The sequence below is a fragment of the Pseudomonas sp. 2,4-D genome (genome assembly GCF_030418155.1).
Lineage (GTDB): Bacteria > Pseudomonadota > Gammaproteobacteria > Pseudomonadales > Pseudomonadaceae > Aquipseudomonas > Aquipseudomonas alloputida.
Genome location: NZ_JAUHUI010000003.1, coordinates 72487 through 89814 on the forward strand (window position 1 = coordinate 72487; position 17328 = coordinate 89814).

At 62.4% G+C, this 17328-nt stretch carries 14 protein-coding genes; 8 read left to right on the plus strand and 6 right to left on the minus strand.

Features of this window, described 5'->3' with window-relative positions; translation table 11 throughout:
- Positions 1-19 precede the first annotated feature (19 nt).
- The 3 genes from QYE47_RS04145 to QYE47_RS04155 all read right to left on the minus strand — a co-directional run bounded on the left by QYE47_RS04145 (position 20) and on the right by QYE47_RS04155 (position 3855).
- Positions 20-1315: an FAD-binding oxidoreductase gene (locus QYE47_RS04145; RefSeq protein ID WP_014591023.1), complete on the minus strand. Its 1296-nt coding sequence runs from the start codon at positions 1313-1315 to the stop codon at positions 20-22.
- Positions 1316-1328: 13 nt separating this feature from the next.
- Positions 1329-2417 carry a polyamine ABC transporter substrate-binding protein gene (locus QYE47_RS04150; protein ID WP_014591022.1) on the minus strand — a complete coding sequence of 363 codons (1089 nt, stop codon included), beginning with the start codon at positions 2415-2417 and terminating at the stop codon, positions 1329-1331.
- 79 nt (positions 2418-2496) lie between these two features.
- Complete coding sequence (locus tag QYE47_RS04155; protein ID WP_004374294.1) at positions 2497-3855, minus strand: glutamine synthetase family protein; 1359 nt, start codon at positions 3853-3855, stop codon at positions 2497-2499.
- Between the two features lie 183 nt (positions 3856-4038).
- Between QYE47_RS04155 and QYE47_RS04160 the strand changes: the two genes are divergently transcribed.
- A complete protein-coding gene (locus QYE47_RS04160; RefSeq protein ID WP_070383916.1) occupies positions 4039-4938 on the plus strand; it encodes a helix-turn-helix domain-containing protein in 900 nt (299 codons plus the stop codon).
- A gap of 186 nt (positions 4939-5124) precedes the next feature.
- The gene (locus tag QYE47_RS04165; RefSeq protein WP_014591020.1) at positions 5125-7035 is read left to right on the plus strand and encodes an AAA family ATPase; all 1911 of its coding nucleotides are present in this window, start codon (positions 5125-5127) and stop codon (positions 7033-7035) included.
- 37 nt (positions 7036-7072) lie between these two features.
- On the opposite strand, the gene QYE47_RS04170 is transcribed toward QYE47_RS04165, so the two are convergent.
- Positions 7073-8458 (minus strand): aldehyde dehydrogenase family protein, encoded by a 1386-nt coding sequence (locus tag QYE47_RS04170; protein ID WP_014591019.1) that lies wholly within the window; start codon positions 8456-8458, stop codon positions 7073-7075.
- A 107-nt stretch (positions 8459-8565) separates the two neighbouring features.
- Here QYE47_RS04170 and QYE47_RS04175 point away from each other — a divergent pair, with 107 nt between their 5' ends.
- The 3 genes from QYE47_RS04175 (at position 8566) to QYE47_RS04185 (ending at position 10777) form a co-directional block, all read left to right on the plus strand.
- Positions 8566-9432, plus strand: a complete 867-nt coding sequence (locus QYE47_RS04175; protein ID WP_004374302.1) for a LysR family transcriptional regulator — start codon at positions 8566-8568, stop codon at positions 9430-9432.
- Positions 9433-9558: 126 nt separating this feature from the next.
- On the plus strand, positions 9559-10002 hold the full coding sequence (locus QYE47_RS04180; protein WP_014591018.1) for a hypothetical protein: 444 nt from the start codon (positions 9559-9561) through the stop codon (positions 10000-10002).
- Between the two features lie 253 nt (positions 10003-10255).
- A complete protein-coding gene (locus QYE47_RS04185) occupies positions 10256-10777 on the plus strand; it encodes an acyloxyacyl hydrolase (RefSeq protein WP_014591017.1) in 522 nt (173 codons plus the stop codon).
- 31 nt (positions 10778-10808) lie between these two features.
- On the opposite strand, the gene QYE47_RS04190 is transcribed toward QYE47_RS04185, so the two are convergent.
- Both QYE47_RS04190 and QYE47_RS04195 read right to left on the minus strand, forming a co-directional pair.
- On the minus strand, positions 10809-12938 hold the full coding sequence (locus tag QYE47_RS04190) for a TonB-dependent siderophore receptor (RefSeq protein WP_014591016.1): 2130 nt from the start codon (positions 12936-12938) through the stop codon (positions 10809-10811).
- Positions 12939-13192: 254 nt separating this feature from the next.
- Complete coding sequence (locus QYE47_RS04195; RefSeq protein ID WP_014591015.1) at positions 13193-14083, minus strand: universal stress protein; 891 nt, start codon at positions 14081-14083, stop codon at positions 13193-13195.
- Positions 14084-14208: 125 nt separating this feature from the next.
- Here QYE47_RS04195 and hisN point away from each other — a divergent pair, with 125 nt between their 5' ends.
- The 3 genes from hisN (at position 14209) to QYE47_RS04210 (ending at position 17174) form a co-directional block, all read left to right on the plus strand.
- A complete protein-coding gene (gene hisN / locus QYE47_RS04200) occupies positions 14209-15000 on the plus strand; it encodes a histidinol-phosphatase (protein ID WP_070383917.1) in 792 nt (263 codons plus the stop codon).
- A gap of 186 nt (positions 15001-15186) precedes the next feature.
- Positions 15187-15918 (plus strand): hypothetical protein, encoded by a 732-nt coding sequence (locus tag QYE47_RS04205; RefSeq protein ID WP_014591013.1) that lies wholly within the window; start codon positions 15187-15189, stop codon positions 15916-15918.
- 299 nt (positions 15919-16217) lie between these two features.
- Positions 16218-17174, plus strand: coding sequence for an AraC family transcriptional regulator (locus tag QYE47_RS04210; RefSeq protein WP_014591012.1), 957 nt, complete (start codon positions 16218-16220; stop codon positions 17172-17174).
- Positions 17175-17328 lie beyond the last annotated feature (154 nt).

A 17328-nucleotide genomic window follows, 5' to 3' on the forward strand; every position in this document is an offset into this window, starting at 1 on the left:
TGCAAACGTTGCGGCCCACTCAACCCAGGGCCTCACGCAAGCGGTACCACAACATGCCCAGTGCCAGCAGGGGGGAGCGCAGCGCCTTGCCGCCGGGGAAGGTCAGGTGCGGCACGGCGCTGAACACATCCAGGCCGTGGCTATGGCCGAGGGCGATGCTTTCGGCCAGCAGTTTCGCCGTCCAGTGCGTCACGTTCAGCCCGTGCCCGGAATAGCCCTGGGCGTAATACACGTTAGGATGCTGGTTCAGGCGCCCGACCTGGGGGAAACGGTTGGCGGTAATGCCGATCATGCCACCCCACTGGTAGTCGATGCGCACGTTGGCCAGTTGCGGGAATACTTTCAGCACCTTGGGCCGCATATAGGCAGCGATGTCCTTGGGGTCTCGACCAGAATAGTGGCAGGCGCCGCCGAACAGCAGGCGGCGGTCTGCGGTAAGGCGGTAGTAGTCCAGGCCGACCTTCTGGTCGCACAGCGCCATGTTCTGCGGGATCAGGCTGCTGGCCAGTGCTTCGGGCAAGGGTTCGGTGGCCACCACATAGCTGCCGGCCGGGAGTACCTTGCCGCTCAGGCGCGGTTCCAGTTCATCGAGGTGAGCATTGCAGCCCAGCACCAGGCTGCTTGCGCGCACCTTGCCGCGCGCCGTGTGCAGCGTCAACCTGGGCCCGTACTCAATGCGCAGCACCGGGCTTTGCTCGAAAATGCGCACGCCCAGGCTGTGGGCCGCGCGGGCTTCGCCCTGGACCAGATCAAGTGGGTGCAGGTGGCCCGAGCCCATGTCGACCAGGCCGCCAGCGTACTGGTCGCTGGCGACGATCTCGTTCAACTGCCCGGCGCCGACCAGGCGTGTTTCATGGCGATAGCCCAAGGCGGCCAGGTCGTCCTGTTCCTCCTTGAAGGCGGCGAACTGCGCTGCGGTGTTGGCCAGTTCGCAGAAGCCCCAGCGCAGGTCGCAGGCAATGCCGTAGCGGGCGATGCGCTCGGCCACCAGTTCCACTGATTCGATACCGGCCTGCTTCAGGTAGCGCACACCGTCCTGGCCGACATGCCGGGCAAAGCCGCTGACATCATGGCCGATACCGCGAATCAGCTGGCCGCCATTGCGCCCACTGGCGCCCCAGCCGATGCGTCGGGCTTCCAGCAGCACCACCGAGAGGCCGCGCTCGGCCAGCTCCAGGGCGGTATTGACCCCAGTCAGGCCGCCGCCGATCACGCATACGTCGGCCGAAAGTTCGCTGTCCAGGCTGGGGTAGGGTGCCGCGTCGCGCGCTGTGGCGGCGTAGTACGAGGCGGTGTGTTGGGTATTGAAAGACATGAGCGTTCTCGACTCAGCGGTTGGACTTGATCTTGCTCCAGGAGCGGGTCATGACGCGCATGATTTTCGGGCTCGGGGTGCTGGAGATGTACAGCTTGTCCAGCACCTCCTGGGGTGGGTAGATCTCGGGGTTGTTCACCAGCGATGCATCCATGTAGGCCTTGGCGTCCGGGTTGGCGTTGGCATAGCCGACCGTGGCGCTGACCTTGGCAATCACTTTCGGGTCCAGCAGGTAGTTGATGAACGCCAGGGCCTGCTCGGGGTTGTTGGCGTCCTTGGGGATGGCCAGCAGGTCGAACCACAGGTTGCTGCCTTCCTTGGGAATGCTGTAGGCGACCTTCACGCCGTTTTTCGCCTCTACGGCGCGGTTGGCGGCCTGGAACACGTCGCCGGAGTAGCCGAAGGCGATGCAGACATCACCGTTCGCCAGGTCAGAGACGTACTTGGAGGAGTGGAAGTAGGTGATGTAGGGGCGCAGTTCAAGGAGCCGGGCCTCGGCCTTGGCGTAATCGCCCGGTTTTTCGCTGCGCGGGTCCATGCCCAGGTAGTTGAGCACGGCCGGGAACAGCTCGTCGGGCGAGTCCATGAATGCCACGCCGCACTGCTTGAGCTTTTTCAGGTTCTCGGGCTCGAACAGCACTGCCCACGAGTCGATACGGTCCACACCCAGTGCCGCCTTGACCTTGTCGACGTTGTAGCCGATGCCATTGGTGCCCCACAGGTAAGGCACGGCGTACTGGTTGCCGGGGTCGTTCTGTTCAAGTTGCTTGAGCAGTTTGGGGTCCAGGTGCTGCCAGTTCGGCAGCTTGCTGCGGTCCAGCGGCAGGAAGGCGCCGGCCTGGGCCTGGCGGGCGAGGAAGTGGTTGGACGGTACCACCACGTCATAACCCGTACGCCCGGCCAACAGCTTGCCTTCGAGGGTTTCGTTGGAGTCGAACACGTCATAGACCACCTTGATTCCGCTGCTGGCCTGGAAGTCGGCCAGGGTGGTGTCACCGATGTAGTCGGTCCAGTTGTACACACTGACCGTGGGCGCGGCCTGGGTGGTGGTGGCGAACAGCAGGGTGAATGCAGCGGGGATCAGGGCTTGCAGATGACGCATGGGAACACCTCGTTGGTCTTGTTCTTCGAGTTCGGAGCAGGCTTGCCTGTGCATGGGGTGCAAAGCACCCCGCGGTGGATCAGACACTCAGCATCAGGAATTCACGCTCCCACGAGCTGATGACGCGCTTGTAGTTCTCGTGCTCGGCGCGCTTGACCGCCACGTAGCCCTGGACGAATTGCTTGCCCAGGTACTGCTGCACGGTTTCGCAGTCTTCCATGTGCTGCAGCGCATCTTCGATGGTGATCGGCAGGCGCAGGTTGCGTCGTTCATAGGCGCGGCCCTGCACCGGTGCGCTAGGGTCGATCTGCTCGACCATACCCAGGTAGCCGCACAGCAGGCTGGCCGCGATGGCCAGGTACGGGTTGGCATCGGCGCCCGGCAGGCGGTTTTCTACCCGCATCGCCTCAGGGCTGGAGGTGGGCACGCGCAGGCCGGCAGTGCGGTTTTCTTCGCCCCACTCGACGTTGACCGGCGCCGAGGTATCCGGCAGGAAGCGGCGGAACGAGTTGACGTTGGGCGCGAACATCGGCAGCAGCTTGGGGATGTACTTCTGCAAGCCGCCGATGTGATGCAGGAACAGCGGGCTCATGCTGCCGTCTTCGTTGGCGAAGATCGGTTTGCCAGTGGCGATGTCGACCACACTCTGGTGCAGGTGCATGGCACTGCCTGGTTCATCGGTGATCGGCTTGGCCATGAACGTGGCGGCCACGTTGTGCTTGAGCGCTGCCTCGCGCATGGTGCGCTTGAACACGGTGATCTGGTCGGCCAGGTCCAGCGCGTCGCCGTGGCGGAAATTGATCTCCATCTGCGCCGGGCCGTCTTCGTGGATCAGCGTATCCAGGTCCAGGCCCTGGATCTCGCACCAGTCGTAGACGTCTTCGAACAGGGGGTCGAATTCGTTGGCGGCGTCGATCGAGAACGACTGACGGCCACTTTCAGCACGGCCGGAACGCCCCAGTGGTACCTGCAGTGGCAAATCCGGGTCTTCGCAGCGCTTGGTCAGGTAGAACTCCATCTCGGGCGCGACGATCGGCTGCCAGCCCTTGTCGGCGTACAGCTTGAGTACCTTCTTCAGGACGTTGCGTGGCGAAAGCTCGATGGGGTTGCCTTGCTTGTCGAAGGTGTCGTGGATCACGATCGCGGTTGGCTCGATCGCCCACGGGATCTGGTAAACGGCGGTGGGATCGGGGCGGCAGACCATGTCGATGTCGGCGGCGTCGAGCAGGTTGTAATAGATGTCATCGTCGACGTAGTCGCCGGTGACCGTCTGCAGCAGCACGCTTTCTGGCAGGCGCATGCCTCGCTCATGGAGGAACTTGGCGGTAGGCGCAATCTTGCCGCGGGCGATGCCGGTCAAGTCGCTGATCACGCATTCGACTTCGGTGATCCGATGTTCTTTCAGCCAGGTGGACAGCTGATCGAAGGGGGCGTTCATACAGACCTCTTGGTTGGGTTTTAGTGGGGGAGCGTGGGCGCTTGCGAGAACCGTTGAACAGTTGCGAAGGCGTTACGCTTCCCAGGTGACGCGCTGGAGACTATCTTGGGCGCAGCCCCCCGGGGCGATCTATCCACTTTCTTCAGTATCGAATGCACCAAAAGAGTGCATACAGGACGATGTGTGACAACCGCCAATGCGTTGAAGGTCCAGGCTTTCCACACCACTGATGTCACCGAGCAAGTGCGCGCCACCCCAGGCTGGCAGCAGCAGTACCGGCAGATGTCGCCCGGGTACTTCAGCGGTGAGCTGCGGTGTCTGGGGCTGGATGGTGTGGAGGTGTACGAAGAGCGCCTGAACACCCGGGTGGAGCAGTTCTTTCGCGCGCCAAGCGGCTCGCTGGCGTTTTGCTTCGACCGCAGCGAGAACAGCCTGTACCTGCTGAACGAACAAAGCCGCAATATCTGGATCACGCCGGAGAACTACCAGGAGGTGGCGGTCGTGTTCGACCAGGCCTTCCTGGCCCGCCATGGGCTGGACCCGCAGCGCCTGGAAGGGTTGTTCATGGTGCCATTGGGCAGCGGCCAGAATGCGTTGTTCGGCAGCTGGCTCAGCGCCACCTTGACCCGGTTGGGCGAGGAGGGTTGCCCGTTGCAAGGGCAGGCCTTGGCTGAGCAGTTGCTGGAGGACTGCCTGTTCATTCTCGACAACGCCAGCCAGCGTTTGCAGGGCGTGGCCCTGGGGCGGCGGGACGAGGAACGGGCGATCATGCACCGAGTGAGCGAATGGTCGGCCGACTGCCCGGAAGAAACGCTGAACCTGCTTGAGCTGGCAGATGTGGCTGGGGTTTCCCTGCGCCAGTTGCAGCAGGCGTTCAAGGCCTTTACCGGCATGCCGCCGGCGCACTGGCTGCGCCTGCGCCGGCTCAACGGTGCGCGGCGTGATCTGTTGCGCGGTGGCGGCGTGACCGTGGCCGAGGTGGCGATGCGTTGGTCGTTCTGGCATTTAGGAAGGTTTTCAGAGAGTTACCGGCAGTTGTTCAAGGAGTTTCCCAGTAAAACATTGAAGCGCTGCAGGGTTTGAGGTGGAGGCGGGGCTGCCGGCCTCTTCGCGGGCTCGCCCGCTCCCACAGCGCCAGCATGGTTTCGTGAATCGCACGTTGCCTGGGGCGCGGGCAAGTCCGCGAAGCGGCCAGCCCAGGCAACACTGAACCCAGCATTCCACGCCAAAAGTTGCTATCGTGCCGCCCTGATTTCACCCGAGGTGCCGATGTTCTACCTGCCTTTGTCCAGCGACCAGGCCGACCGCCTCGCCAGCGCGGCCGTTACTGAGTTCTTCACCACCGCCAGTGTTGTCGATGCCGCTACCGTGCTGTTCGTGCAAAACCTGCCACGCCAGCCTGCCACCGCCTCGGCCGACGCTCAGGAGCGTCGTTTCGCCGAAATCGTGCGCATCGCCAACGAAGTCGAAGGTGTCGCCCCCGGGCGCTTCCAGGCCCAGGTAGCGCAGCAATTCGATCGCGAAGCGTTCGCCATGGGCCTGGGCATGCTGGGTGAAAATGGCATAGCACTGCTGTCGGCCGAAGTGCAGTACCAGGTGGACGAATGGCTGGATGACGAAGGCCAGTGGAACTTCCAGTTCGCCGACCGCTACCGCCAACGGGCTACACCGCTGCATCCGGTGTACCTGCCGTCGCTGGCCAGTGACTTGATGCTCAGCGACCAGCAGAACCGCCTGCTGCGTGAATTCCTCAGTGGCATCGACGAGTCTGTGGCTGTGCAAGGTTTCGCCGGCACGGGCAAAACCTTCCTGATTCACCAGTTCGCCCGGCTGCTGGAGCCACAGCGCACCTTGCTGCTGGCCTTGACTGAAGGGCAGTTGCGCGCGCTGCAGGCGCGGGTCAAGGACGCTGCTGCCTATACCGCGCTGACCTTCGGCCAACTGGCTGACGAGCTGCTCAACCGCGACCTCACCAGCAACGGCTGGCGATTGCGCGATCCATACCGCACCAGGCTGTCCTGGCGCCCCCAGGAAGCGCAAGTGGTGCGCTGGCTGGCCATCCCAGATATCGGCCCGCTCGCAGCGCGCGACGTGGTTGCCTTGTGCATCCGCGCCGTGCGCACGTTCTGCCACAGTGCCGATACCCAGCTTCAGCTGCACCACTTGCCCTGGGCCGGGCCTGGCACCTCGCCGCTGGATCAGGAGGTGCTGCTGGAAAAGGCACGCCTGTACTGGCAAGAGCTGATTCGCCCGTCGGCGCGGGACATTCAGCTGCCGGTGCGTGACTACCACCGGGTCAAGCTGCTGTCGCTGACCGAGCATGTGATCGACAGCCGTTACACCCATGTCATCGTCGACGAGGCCCACGAGCTGTCGGCACCGATGCTGGCGGTACTCGATCGCAGTCCGCAGTCGATCATTACCCTGGGTGACGAACTGCAAAACCTCAATGGCCTCAGCCCGCACCATGGCAGCTTCATCCGGCAACGCTGCATCGACCATTCACTGCGCGCCGGGCCGGCAATGGACAATGTGCTCAACCCACTGATCCAGGCGCACCCGGCCACGATCCAGGCGGCCTTCAGTGGCAACGCCGAACACTACACCCGGGTCAGTTTCTTCGATACGGTGATGGTGCCGGAACAGCCCACGGCGCTTATCGTCGATGATGAATGGGGCCTGTTTGGCTGGTTCCAGCGCCTGACGCATCAGGGGGTGCCGTTCTTGTTGCTGAAAAGCGCTCGCAAGGACTTTGAACTGTTCGTCGAGGACTGCATCGAGCTGTACCGCTACGGCACCCGGCCGCGCCACCCGATGCTGTTCCGCTATGCCAGCTGGCAGGCGCTGGAACAGGACAAGGGCGATGACAAAGCGTTCGTCGCCGTGGCCAATATGCTGCGCAAGGGCTACACGCCGGAGCATTTTGCCAAGGCCAAGAGCCGTTACCGCTGGGACAAGGCGCCGAAGCTGTTCCTGGGGCGAGTACGGGATGTGAAGAACATGGAGTTTGCCCGGGTGATGGTGTCGCCGGAGCTGATGGTGGCGCCACAGGTGGCGGGTAACCGCAATGAACGGGCGCGTATGCTGGCGGGGTTGTATACCGCCTGTTCGCGGGCGCGGCATGAACTGATCGTGCCGGGGGGGATGCTGGACTGGGTCAAGGACCAGGTTCGGGATTGAAGCATCTGGGGCTGCAAAGCAGCCCCAGGGTCATGAATCAGTTACGGTCCAGCCACACGGTCTGGGCATTGGTGAACTCGCGCACACCAAAGTGCGACAGCTCACGGCCGAAACCGCTCTTCTTCACGCCACCAAACGCCACGCGGGGGTCCGAAGCGCAGTAGCCGTTGATGAACACGCCACCGGTATCCAGTGCGGCGGTCATGCGTTCGGCCAGCGCATAGTCGGCTGTGTAGATGGTCGAGGCCAGGCCAAACTCGCTGTCGTTGGCCAGTTCCACGGCATGGTCGGCATCGCGTGCAGTGATGATCGCCGCTACTGGGCCGAACAGCTCCTGCTTGAACGCGGTCATGTCCGGGGTGACATTGGCAAACACGGTCGGCGCGTAGAAGTTGGCCACGCCTTCGACCTTGTTGCCGCCCAGCAGCAACGTGGCGCCTTCGGCCAACGTCGCCTGAACCTGGCCGTCCAACTCGTCGCGCAGGTCATAGCGGGCCATCGGGCCGATATAGGTGTCGTCCTCCAGCGGGTTGCCGACTTTCAACTGGCGAGTGGCTTCAACGAACTTGTGGGTGAACGCGTCGACGATGCTTGCTTCCACGATCAGGCGCTTGGCGGCGGCGCACACCTGGCCGGTGTTCTGGTAGCGGCCTATCACCGCGGCCTGGACGGCGGCATCCAGGTCAGCATCGGCCAGTACGATGAAGGGATCGGAGCCACCCAGCTCCAACACGCACTTCTTCAGCGCGGCACCGGCCTGTGCACCAATCGCCATGCCGGCCCGCACGCTGCCGGTCAGGGTCACGGCGGCGATGCGCGGATCGTTGATGGCGCGGGTGACGCCATCCGGTGTCACGTTCAGCACTTCGAATACGCCTTCCGGCAGGCCGGCATCCTTGAACAGCTCAGCCATCAGGTAGGCGCTGCCCATCACGTTCGGTGCGTGCTTGAGCACGTAGGTGTTACCCGCCAGAATCGCCGGCACGGCGCCGCGCAGCACCTGCCAGACCGGGAAGTTCCACGGCATCACGGCCAGGATCGGGCCTAGCGGGCGGTATTCGATACGGGCTTTTTCGACCTGGGTCGGCTCGGCGGCGAGCATGGCCGGGCCGTGCTCGGCGTACCAGCGGCACAGGCCCACACACTTGCTGACTTCACCGCGAGCCTGGGCGATCGGCTTGCCAATTTCGCGGCTGATCATGTGCGCGAAGGCTTCAGCCTTGGCTTCGAGGGTGCCGGCCAGGGCCAGCAGGTACTCGCTGCGCTGACCCAGCGACACCTGGCGCCACTGGCGGTAGCCAACCTTGGCACGTTGCAGCGCCGCTTCCAGTGCGGCGTCGGTGTCGAACGGGTAGGCGCCGATCTGCTCGCCGCTGTACGGGTCGAGGGAGATGGCGTGGGTCAGGCTGCTGATCGCGCTCATGGCGGGACACTCTCGTTGTTGTTAATCAGTGAGGCCAGACTAGTGGGCTATGGCTTTAATGAAAACTGAATAATAATGAGCGAAACATTCACGATTGGAGAATGGCTGTGGACCTGGTGCAACTGGAGATCTTCAAGGCCGTGGCAGAGCAGGGCAGCATCAGCGCCGCCGCGCAGCACATCCATCGGGTGCCGTCGAACCTGACCACGCGCATCAAGCAACTGGAGGAGGACCTGGGTGTAGAGCTGTTCATTCGCGAGAAGAGCCGCCTGCGCCTGTCGCCTGCGGGTTGGAACTTCCTCGAATACACCCGGCGCATCCTCGACCTGGTCCATGAGGCGCGGCTGACCGTGGCGGGTGAAGACCCGCAGGGCACCTTTGCCCTGGGATCGCTGGAAAGCACGGCGGCGGTGCGCATCCCGGCGTTGCTGGCCGCCTACAACCAACGCTACCCCAAGGTTGACCTTGACCTGTCCACCGGGCCCTCCGGGACCATGCTCGAAGGCGTGCTGTCTGGCCGCCTGGTGGCGGCGTTCGTCGACGGCCCGGTGCTACACCCGACGCTGGAGGGCATACCGGTGTTCGAGGAAGAGATGATGGTCATTGCACCACTCAACCATACACCGGTGACCCGCGCCCAGGACGTGAACGGTGAAAGCATCTACGCCTTCCGCGCCAACTGTTCCTACCGCCATCACTTCGAAAACTGGTTCGTGCAGGACCAGGCGGTACCCGGCAAGATCCACGAAATGGAGTCGTACCACGGCATGTTGGCCTGCGTCAGTGCGGGTGCCGGCCTGGCCATGCTGCCGCGCAGCATGCTCGACAATATGCCCGGGTGCAGCACCGTCAGCGCCTGGCCAATGTCGGAGGACTTTCGCTACCTGAAAACCTGGCTGGTATGGCGGCGGGGCACGGTATCGCGCAGTTTGAGCATGTTCGTGAAGTTGCTTGAAGAAGGCCGTGCAAGCTGATGTTTTTGCTCGATAACCTGATTATCTGAATTGAATTTCATCTGCATGACCAGGCATCAGCACGAACACCCCTTCGCTGGGAGGATCAGATAATAGGTAAGCCATCCTCTAAAGGAGGGTCGTACCATGCGAAACCATCACTATGCGCTCGGCGCTGCCTTGCTGATCACTCTGGCCCTGCCATGGACCCTGACCGCCGCCGCCGACCTCAATGCCCCCATCGACATGCAAGCCGTGCAGTTGCAACCGCAGGAGCAGAATGGCGTGCGCTACCTGCAGGGCGGTATCGGCCAGGACGAAGCCAATGCCCTGCGCAAGACCACGGGTTATGACCTGCACGTAGAGCTTTCGACCGGCCCGGAAGGCAAGTTCCAGAGCGGGGCCACCGTCGATATCCAGAATGCCCAGGGCCAGCCCGTGCTCAGCGTCAGCGATGCCGGGCCACTGCTGTATGTGCAGCTGCCTCCCGGCAAATACAAGGTCATTGGCAATGCCCAAGGTCAGGCGGTGCAGCAGTGGGTGGCCGTGACGGGCAAGGCCCCCACGACCGTTAACCTTAATTGGCGTTGATGAAGAGACGGGCAGGAGTACGGATGTACTCCTGCCTGGGGTCAGGTCACGCCTCGCGAATTCCTGTACCCGGCAGGCACATCTTTACCAAGTGATTTAGCCAATAGTGGCAATACACTTCCAACTTTCTGATTATCTGGACAATAATCAGAAAAGTATTACTTCGTATGACCGGTCTGGATGCACCGGTCAGCGCAAAACATCGAGGGGCCCAAGCCCCCGCTTGCCGTGTAGACCATCAGGAGAGCTGTTGATGAAAACCCGTCTAGCCGCTTCGCTGGCCGTTGCAGTGCTGGCCGTTGCCGGGGCCGATCTGGTCCAGGCTGCGCAGATATCAGGCGCCGTGGGCGCCACTGGCCAAGGTGACATGACGTACCGTATCGGCATGTCGTTCGACTGGGACAAGAAATGGCTGGAAAGCAGCACTGGCCATGTGAGCGGTTACTGGGATGCGGCCTACACCTATTGGGAAGGTGGCGATGCCAGCGGCGCGCATTCGCTGTCGTTCAGCCCGGTGTTCACGTATGAGTTCAGCGGCTTTACCTACACGCCTTACATCGAGGCAGGTATTGGCCTGGCAGCCTTTTCAAAGACCGACGTGGGCGACCAGCGTCTGGGGTCGTCGGTCAACTTCGAAGACCGCATCGGCTTTGGCCTGAAGTTGCCGGGAGAACAGAAGGTAGGCATCCGTGCCATGCACTACTCCAACGCCGGGATAAAGCAGCCAAACGACGGCATCGAGTCGTACTCGCTGTTCTACAGCACAGCGTTCTGAAATTACGGGGCCGCGGCGCGGCCCCGGCAGTTCAGAAGGTGTAGGAAACGCCGGCCTGCACCGTGCGCGGTGCGCCGGGGTATACGTAGCTGTTGAACGCCCCCTCGTCATACCCCTTGTTGAACACGTTTTTCACGTCCAGATTCAATCGCACGTGTTCGTTGACCTTGTAGAAGCTCAACAGGTCGACCACGCTGTAGCGTTCCATCGTGTAGGTGGCTGCCGATGTCTGCCCGGCACGGTCGTCTACATACTTCACGCCTACGCCCAGGCCAAGGCCTTTGACCAGGCCATCCTGGAACTCGTAAGTGTTCAGCAGGCTGAAGGTGTTGCGCGGGATATTGGCCAGGTGCGTTCCCTTGTGCAGGGTGGTGTCCTTGGTGACTTCGGCGTCCACGTAGGCATAGCCACCGATCATGCGCCATTCGGGGGTGAGGTTGCCGGCGACGTTGATGTCCAGGCCACGGCTGCGCACCTCGCCGGCGGCAATGCTGTAGGTATTGGTCGAGTCGTTCGGGTCGCGAGTCAGGACGTTTTCCTTGGTGATCTGATAAATCGCCGCGTCGAGGCTCAACTGCCGGTCCAGCGCTTCCCATTTCACACCCAGCTCGTACGACTTGCCCTTTTCCGGGTCGAAGCCACCGCCGCTGGCAGGCGTGCCTGTGTTGGGCTTGAACGAGCGCGCAGTATTGGCATAGACCGCCACGGTGTCAGTCAGGTCGTAGATCAGGCCAAAGCGTGGCGTGACTCCGTTTTCGCCCTTGCTGAAGTCCCGATTGGCAGGTCGCTTATCGTCGTAATCGTGCTCGAAGCGCTCGAAGCGTACACCCGCCAACGCCTTCAGACGCTCGGTCAGCGCCACCTGATCCTGGATGAAGAAGGCCCAGGTCTGCAGGTTCTCGCTGTCCCAGGTCGTTGGGACCGCAGCCAGCGCAGGTCTCGGTTGGCCGAGTACCGGGTCGTAGATGTCGATCGGGTAGGACGCGCTGGAACGTCGGATGATGGAGCTGTAGTGATAGTTCTCGTACTCGATGCCTGTCAGCAGGGTGTGGCTGAGCGTACCGGTATCGAAATGCCCGGTCAGGTTCAATTGCCAGTCACGGTCGGTCCATTCCAGCTTGCGGTAGTTGAAGTTCCGCTGCAGGGTGCGGCCGTCTGCCAGTAAATTGCTCCCCTCGACCGCATTACCCTTGAGCGAGCCATCGAGATACTGGAATCCACCGCCCAGCGTCCAGTTGTCGTTGAGCAGGTGCTCGAAACGCAGCTGCGCCATGTTGTTGTCATTGTGCAGCAGGTTGTCGCTGCCTTTTTCCCAGATATAGGTATCGCGCGAGGCGCTGCCGGTCTGGGTGGGGTAGCGGGTCAGGCCGCGATCGAGGGGGTGGTTGTTGCGCATGAAATCGCCTTCGAAGGTGATCTTCGTGGCGTCATTCACCTGCCAACTGATGACAGGGGCGACATCGTAGCGCTCGCTTTCGACATCGTCGCGGAAGCTGTCGCCGCCTTCACCCAGTACGTTCAGGCGGTAGGCCAGCGAGCCGTCCTGGCTCAGCGGCCCGGTGGCATCGAGGGTGGCACGGTGCATGCCCTGGTCATCGAACTGGCTGCCAAGGGTGACCTTGGACTCCGGCAACGGCTGCTTGCTGACCACGTTGAACGTACCGCCGGGGTCGCCACGGCCGTACAGGCTGCTGGCCGGGCCACGGATGACCTCCAGGCGCTCGACGGTGTTGGCATCCGGAGCATTGGGGTAACCGCGGTTGATCGGAAAGCCGTTGCGATAGAACTCCCCGGTCGTGAAGCCACGCACGGTGAACGTTGTCAGGCCCTGGCCGCCGAAGTTGTTGGCGCGGCCGACACCCCCGGCGTAGTCCAGGCCATCCTGCAGGCGTGTGGCGCCCGTGTCTACCAGCACATCCTTGGGCACCACGCTGACCGATTGCGGGGTTTCGTGCAGCGCCGTGTCGGTGCGGGTGGCACTCGCCGAGCGGGTGGCCTTGTAGCCTTCGACCGGGCCGTCGGCGCGTTCGCTGTCGGCAGTACTGGTGATGCTCAGGGCTTGGAGTTCTATCTGGTTAGGGTCGCTGAGCGGTTCAGGCTCGGCAAAGGCCAGCGGGGAGACAGCATGAAGCACACAAAGCGAAACGAACGTGCGGCGCATCGACGGTACGGTCCTTGAATAGGGCGCTAAGGGCTGGGTCGGGAAATGCCGCGAACATACTACGAATCATTATCAAATGCATTAATTTTGAGTGGCACTGGTGTACCAGAAACCAAGGAAGATGAAGCGTCAGTGACAACAGTGCCGGCAGGCACTGCGAAGGGGCCGACAGGGAAGAGGCTGCTCCGTGGTTGGAAGTGCCTCTTTGCAGTAGAAGGTTATTCCTGCCTGGCCCCTGGGCAGGCTGCTGAAGGTCAGCGAACAGCCTTGATCGCCAACACATTGCACAGCGGGTGTTCCAGCACATGCGCCGTTGTCCCGCCCAGGAATGTCTGCATGGCGTCATGCCGGTGGCTGCCCATGACTATCACGTCCACCCGGTTGTGGCCGACGAACTGGGCAATGGCCCTGGTCGCGGTCCCTTCGAGGAAGTGCCGGCGCTCCAGCGGGATCTGGTGATGGTCGCCCAGGCGGTTGAACGCCGCCCGCTGCGCGGTTCGCACACTGCTGTCGAAGCCGGGCATGGTGACCGTACCGGCGCCGAAGTCGGCGATGTGGGTCTTGGCCGCGTCGCACACATGCAGCAGGTGCAGTTCGGCGTTGCACTGCAGGGCCAGGTCATGGGCGCAGTGGATGACCTGCTCGTCCAGGTGTTCGCCAGTGCCGTGGCTGTTCAGGTCCACCGCGGCAGCGATCTGCCGGGGCAGGGGCAGGCGAATGTCGCTGACCAGATGCACGGCGACCGGGCTGTCCTTGAGCAACTGCCAGTCCAGCGGCGTGACCAGCAGGCGTTTGAGTACGGGCTCGTGCTGTACGTCCTTGACCAGCAGATCGCAGCCCAGCCGTTCGACCCGTTCCAGTACGCTGCCCAGCGGGTCGCGGGTCAACAACAGCTCGGTGGACACGTCCACACCGGCATCGCTCAGCTGTTCGGCCTCATCCGCCAGCCATTGGCGGTTGTCGCTGAGCAGCCGCTCACGCTCACGACCATCGCTCATCAAGCCAAAGGTGTCGACGTCGTCGACGAACACATTTATATCCAGCAGGGCACCGCTGGACTCTGCCAACGCCGCCGCGCGTTGCAGCGCAGGCGTATGACGCATTTGCGGGCCGAGCATGACGAACAGACGTTTGAACTGGCTCATCGCACACCTCCACGTGTGGCAGCCCCCCGGTACCCTGATGATGTTCAGTCTAGACTGCCGCAGCGTACACCGGGGCGATGTGTCGGGTATGATGCGTTCCCCATCATTGTCACGAGGCCTGTCCCATGTCCCTGAGTGCTGAACAGATCGTTGAGTATCGCGCCTTTGCCGAGCAATTGGCCGATGCTGCCGCTGCAGCGATCGCGCCGTACTTCCGCGCCAGCCTGGATGTCGAGGACAAGGGCGTGCGTCTGTACGACCCAGTGACCGTGGCCGACAAGGCCGCTGAAGACGCCATGCGTGAGTTGATCCAGGCGCGTTATCCCGAACACGGCATTCTTGGCGAAGAGGCCGGTGTTGCAGTGGGCAGCAGCCCGCTGACTTGGGTGCTCGATCCGATCGACGGCACCCGGGCGTTCATTACCGGCTTGCCATTGTGGGGCACCTTGATTGCCCTGAATGACGGTACCCGCCCGGTGCTGGGGGTGATGAACCAGCCGTTCACCGGCGAACGTTTCGTGGGAACCCCGGCAGGCGCCTGGCGCAGTGGCACGCCCCTGAAGACGCGTGCCTGCGCCGACCTGTCTGCCGCCACGCTGATGTGCACCACGCCGGACATGTTCGACACCGCCGAGCGCAAGGCGGCATTCGAAGCGGTCGCCAGCAAGGCGCGGTTGATGCGTTATGGCGGTGATTGCTATGCCTACTGCATGCTGGCCTCGGGCTTTGTCGACGTGATTGTCGAAGCGAGCCTTCAGCCGTATGACGTACAAGCGCTGATGCCGATCATCGAGGGGGCGGGTGGCGTGATCACGGCGTGGGATGGCAGTTCGGCGCAGGATGGCGGGTGCGTGGTGGCCTGTGGCGACCCTGCGCTGCATGCGCAGGTGGTGGAGATGTTGCGCCACGCCATGTGATCCGGGTTCGTCGCTCCTAGCCTCTTCGCGGGCGAGTCCCTTATTGTGGGAGCGGGTTCACCCGCGAAGTGGCCGCCACAGGTTTGCATTCTTTCCAGCCACCGCACTTTTTCCCATTTTCGGGCTCTATGCTTGGCCAGGCCGCGCTGACTCCCAGCGCAGCCGCCGAATATCGACCCGGTGCCGATGGTTGCAAGCTACCCGAATTTCCTCCCCCGCCTGCTACTGACAGGTGCCCTGGCATGCCTGTGCGCCTGTACGCAGCAGCAGGGCCGTGACATGGTCAACCAGCTCGGCAACGGCAAACCCAGCGAGCTGTTCCAGACCAGCGTCGACCGCCTGGCCACGCTGTCGATGCGCGACAACTTGCAAAGCCTGTACCTGCTGATGAACAAGCTGTACCTGCGCAACCCCAGCCAGTGGAAGATGTCTGGTTACCTGGACGCCGCCACCGCCGAGCGACAGATCCGCATCGCCATCGAACAGCGCCGGCCGCTGCCGCAACTGGGCAACCGCCGTGACCTGGCGGCATTGAGCTACGCCCTGAGCCCGGAGTTTCGTGGGGACCGGGTCGGCGCCTTCATCTACGCCATTGGCAGCATGCTGATCACCGCACATGGCGGGCGTACCGAGTTCTACATGACCGATACCATCGATCCACTGTTCGTCAACAACGCCGCGCGCAATATCGAGAAGGCAACATGGATGCTCAGCCAACGGCAGGATGCCAATGGGGTGTTGTTGCTGTTCTCGAACGAAATCTCGGAGGAGGGCAGCAACCTGAGTTTTGCTGTTGAATTCGGCAAGATCGTCGCGCGGCTGGACTTGCTGGCCGAGTTGCTGGATGAGCGTTATCGGCGCATTGGCTTGAATTACGCGCAGAGCCTGTTGCTGATGAACTTCCTGCCGGTGCAGTGAATGACGGTTGTTGCAGGAGTTCTTGGTCCGCCGTTACGCGCAGGCCACGCGAGAACCGGAAGATACTGTTCGATAAACGAACACGCATGACGCCGGACCTGTCCGCTATCCGCCCGGCCAATCCCATCGTTGCATTGCCCAATCCCCGCCTTTTTGCTGTAGTGTCCCTGTCCGCCGGCTGTCGCCTGCCCCTGCGACGCGCTGCCAGCCCGATAGAATGACCGTGATGACCGCAACCACAGCCCACAAGGCGGTAGGGCGCGGCGACCAGAACAATAACGATACCGAGTGCCTTGCCTATGGAAAGCCGCCTGCTGAGCGAGCGCAGTAGCGTGTTTCACCACGCCGATCCTTACGCTGTGTCCGATTATGTGAACCAGCATGTAGGCCAGCATTGCATCGGTCTGTCCCGTACCACCCACCCCCAGGCCAGCCTCAGCCATCGCAAGTTCGCCGAGCTCGACCTGTGCCGTATCAGCTATGGCGGCAGTGTTCGCGTGACGTCGCCTGCGCTGGAAACCATCTACCACCTGCAAGTCTTGCTCAATGGCAACTGCCTGTGGCGCGGGCAAAAGCGCGAGCAGCACCTGGTGCCGGGCGAGCTGCTGCTGATCAACCCGGACGATCCGGTTGACCTGACTTACTCGGAAGACTGCGAGAAGTTCATCCTCAAGGTGCCGACCCGGCTGCTGGACTCGATCTGCGATGAACAGCGCTGGCAGCGGCCTGATGGGGGCGTGCGGTTCTTGCGCAATCATTACCGGCTGGAGGAGCTGGATGGTTTCGTGAACCTGCTGGCCATGGTTTGTCATGAGGCGGAAGTGAGCGATTCGCTGCCCAGGGTGCAGGGCCATTACAGCCAGATTGTCGCCAGCAAGCTGCTGACCCTGATGAGCACCAATATCCGACGCGAGAGCCTCAGCTCACCGGGTGCAAGCCTGGAGCGGATCATCGACTACATCGATCGCAACCTTAAGTTCGAGCTGACAGCGGAGGCGTTGGCGGAGCAGGCGTGCATGAGCCTGCGCTCGTTGTATGCGCTGTTCGACCGGCACCTGCAGACCACACCCAAGCAGTACGTACGACAACGCAAGCTGGAACAGGTGCGTGCCTGCCTGGGTGATGCCAGTTGCTCGGTACGTAGCGTGACCGAACTGGCCATGGATTATGGTTTTCTGCACCTCGGGCGTTTCTCCGAGGTGTATCGACAGCAGTTTGGCGAATTGCCGTCCGAAACCTTGCGCAACCGGCGTTGAACCCTACCGGTCTCTCGCGGGTACGCCTGCGAAGAGACGGTTGAACCTGTCACCTCAACCTGCACAAAACGGATAGCACCCCGCACAAACCGGATATTGCGACCCAATCCCAGCCTCTAACCTGACCAGGTCTAAACAATAACAAGGGAGACCC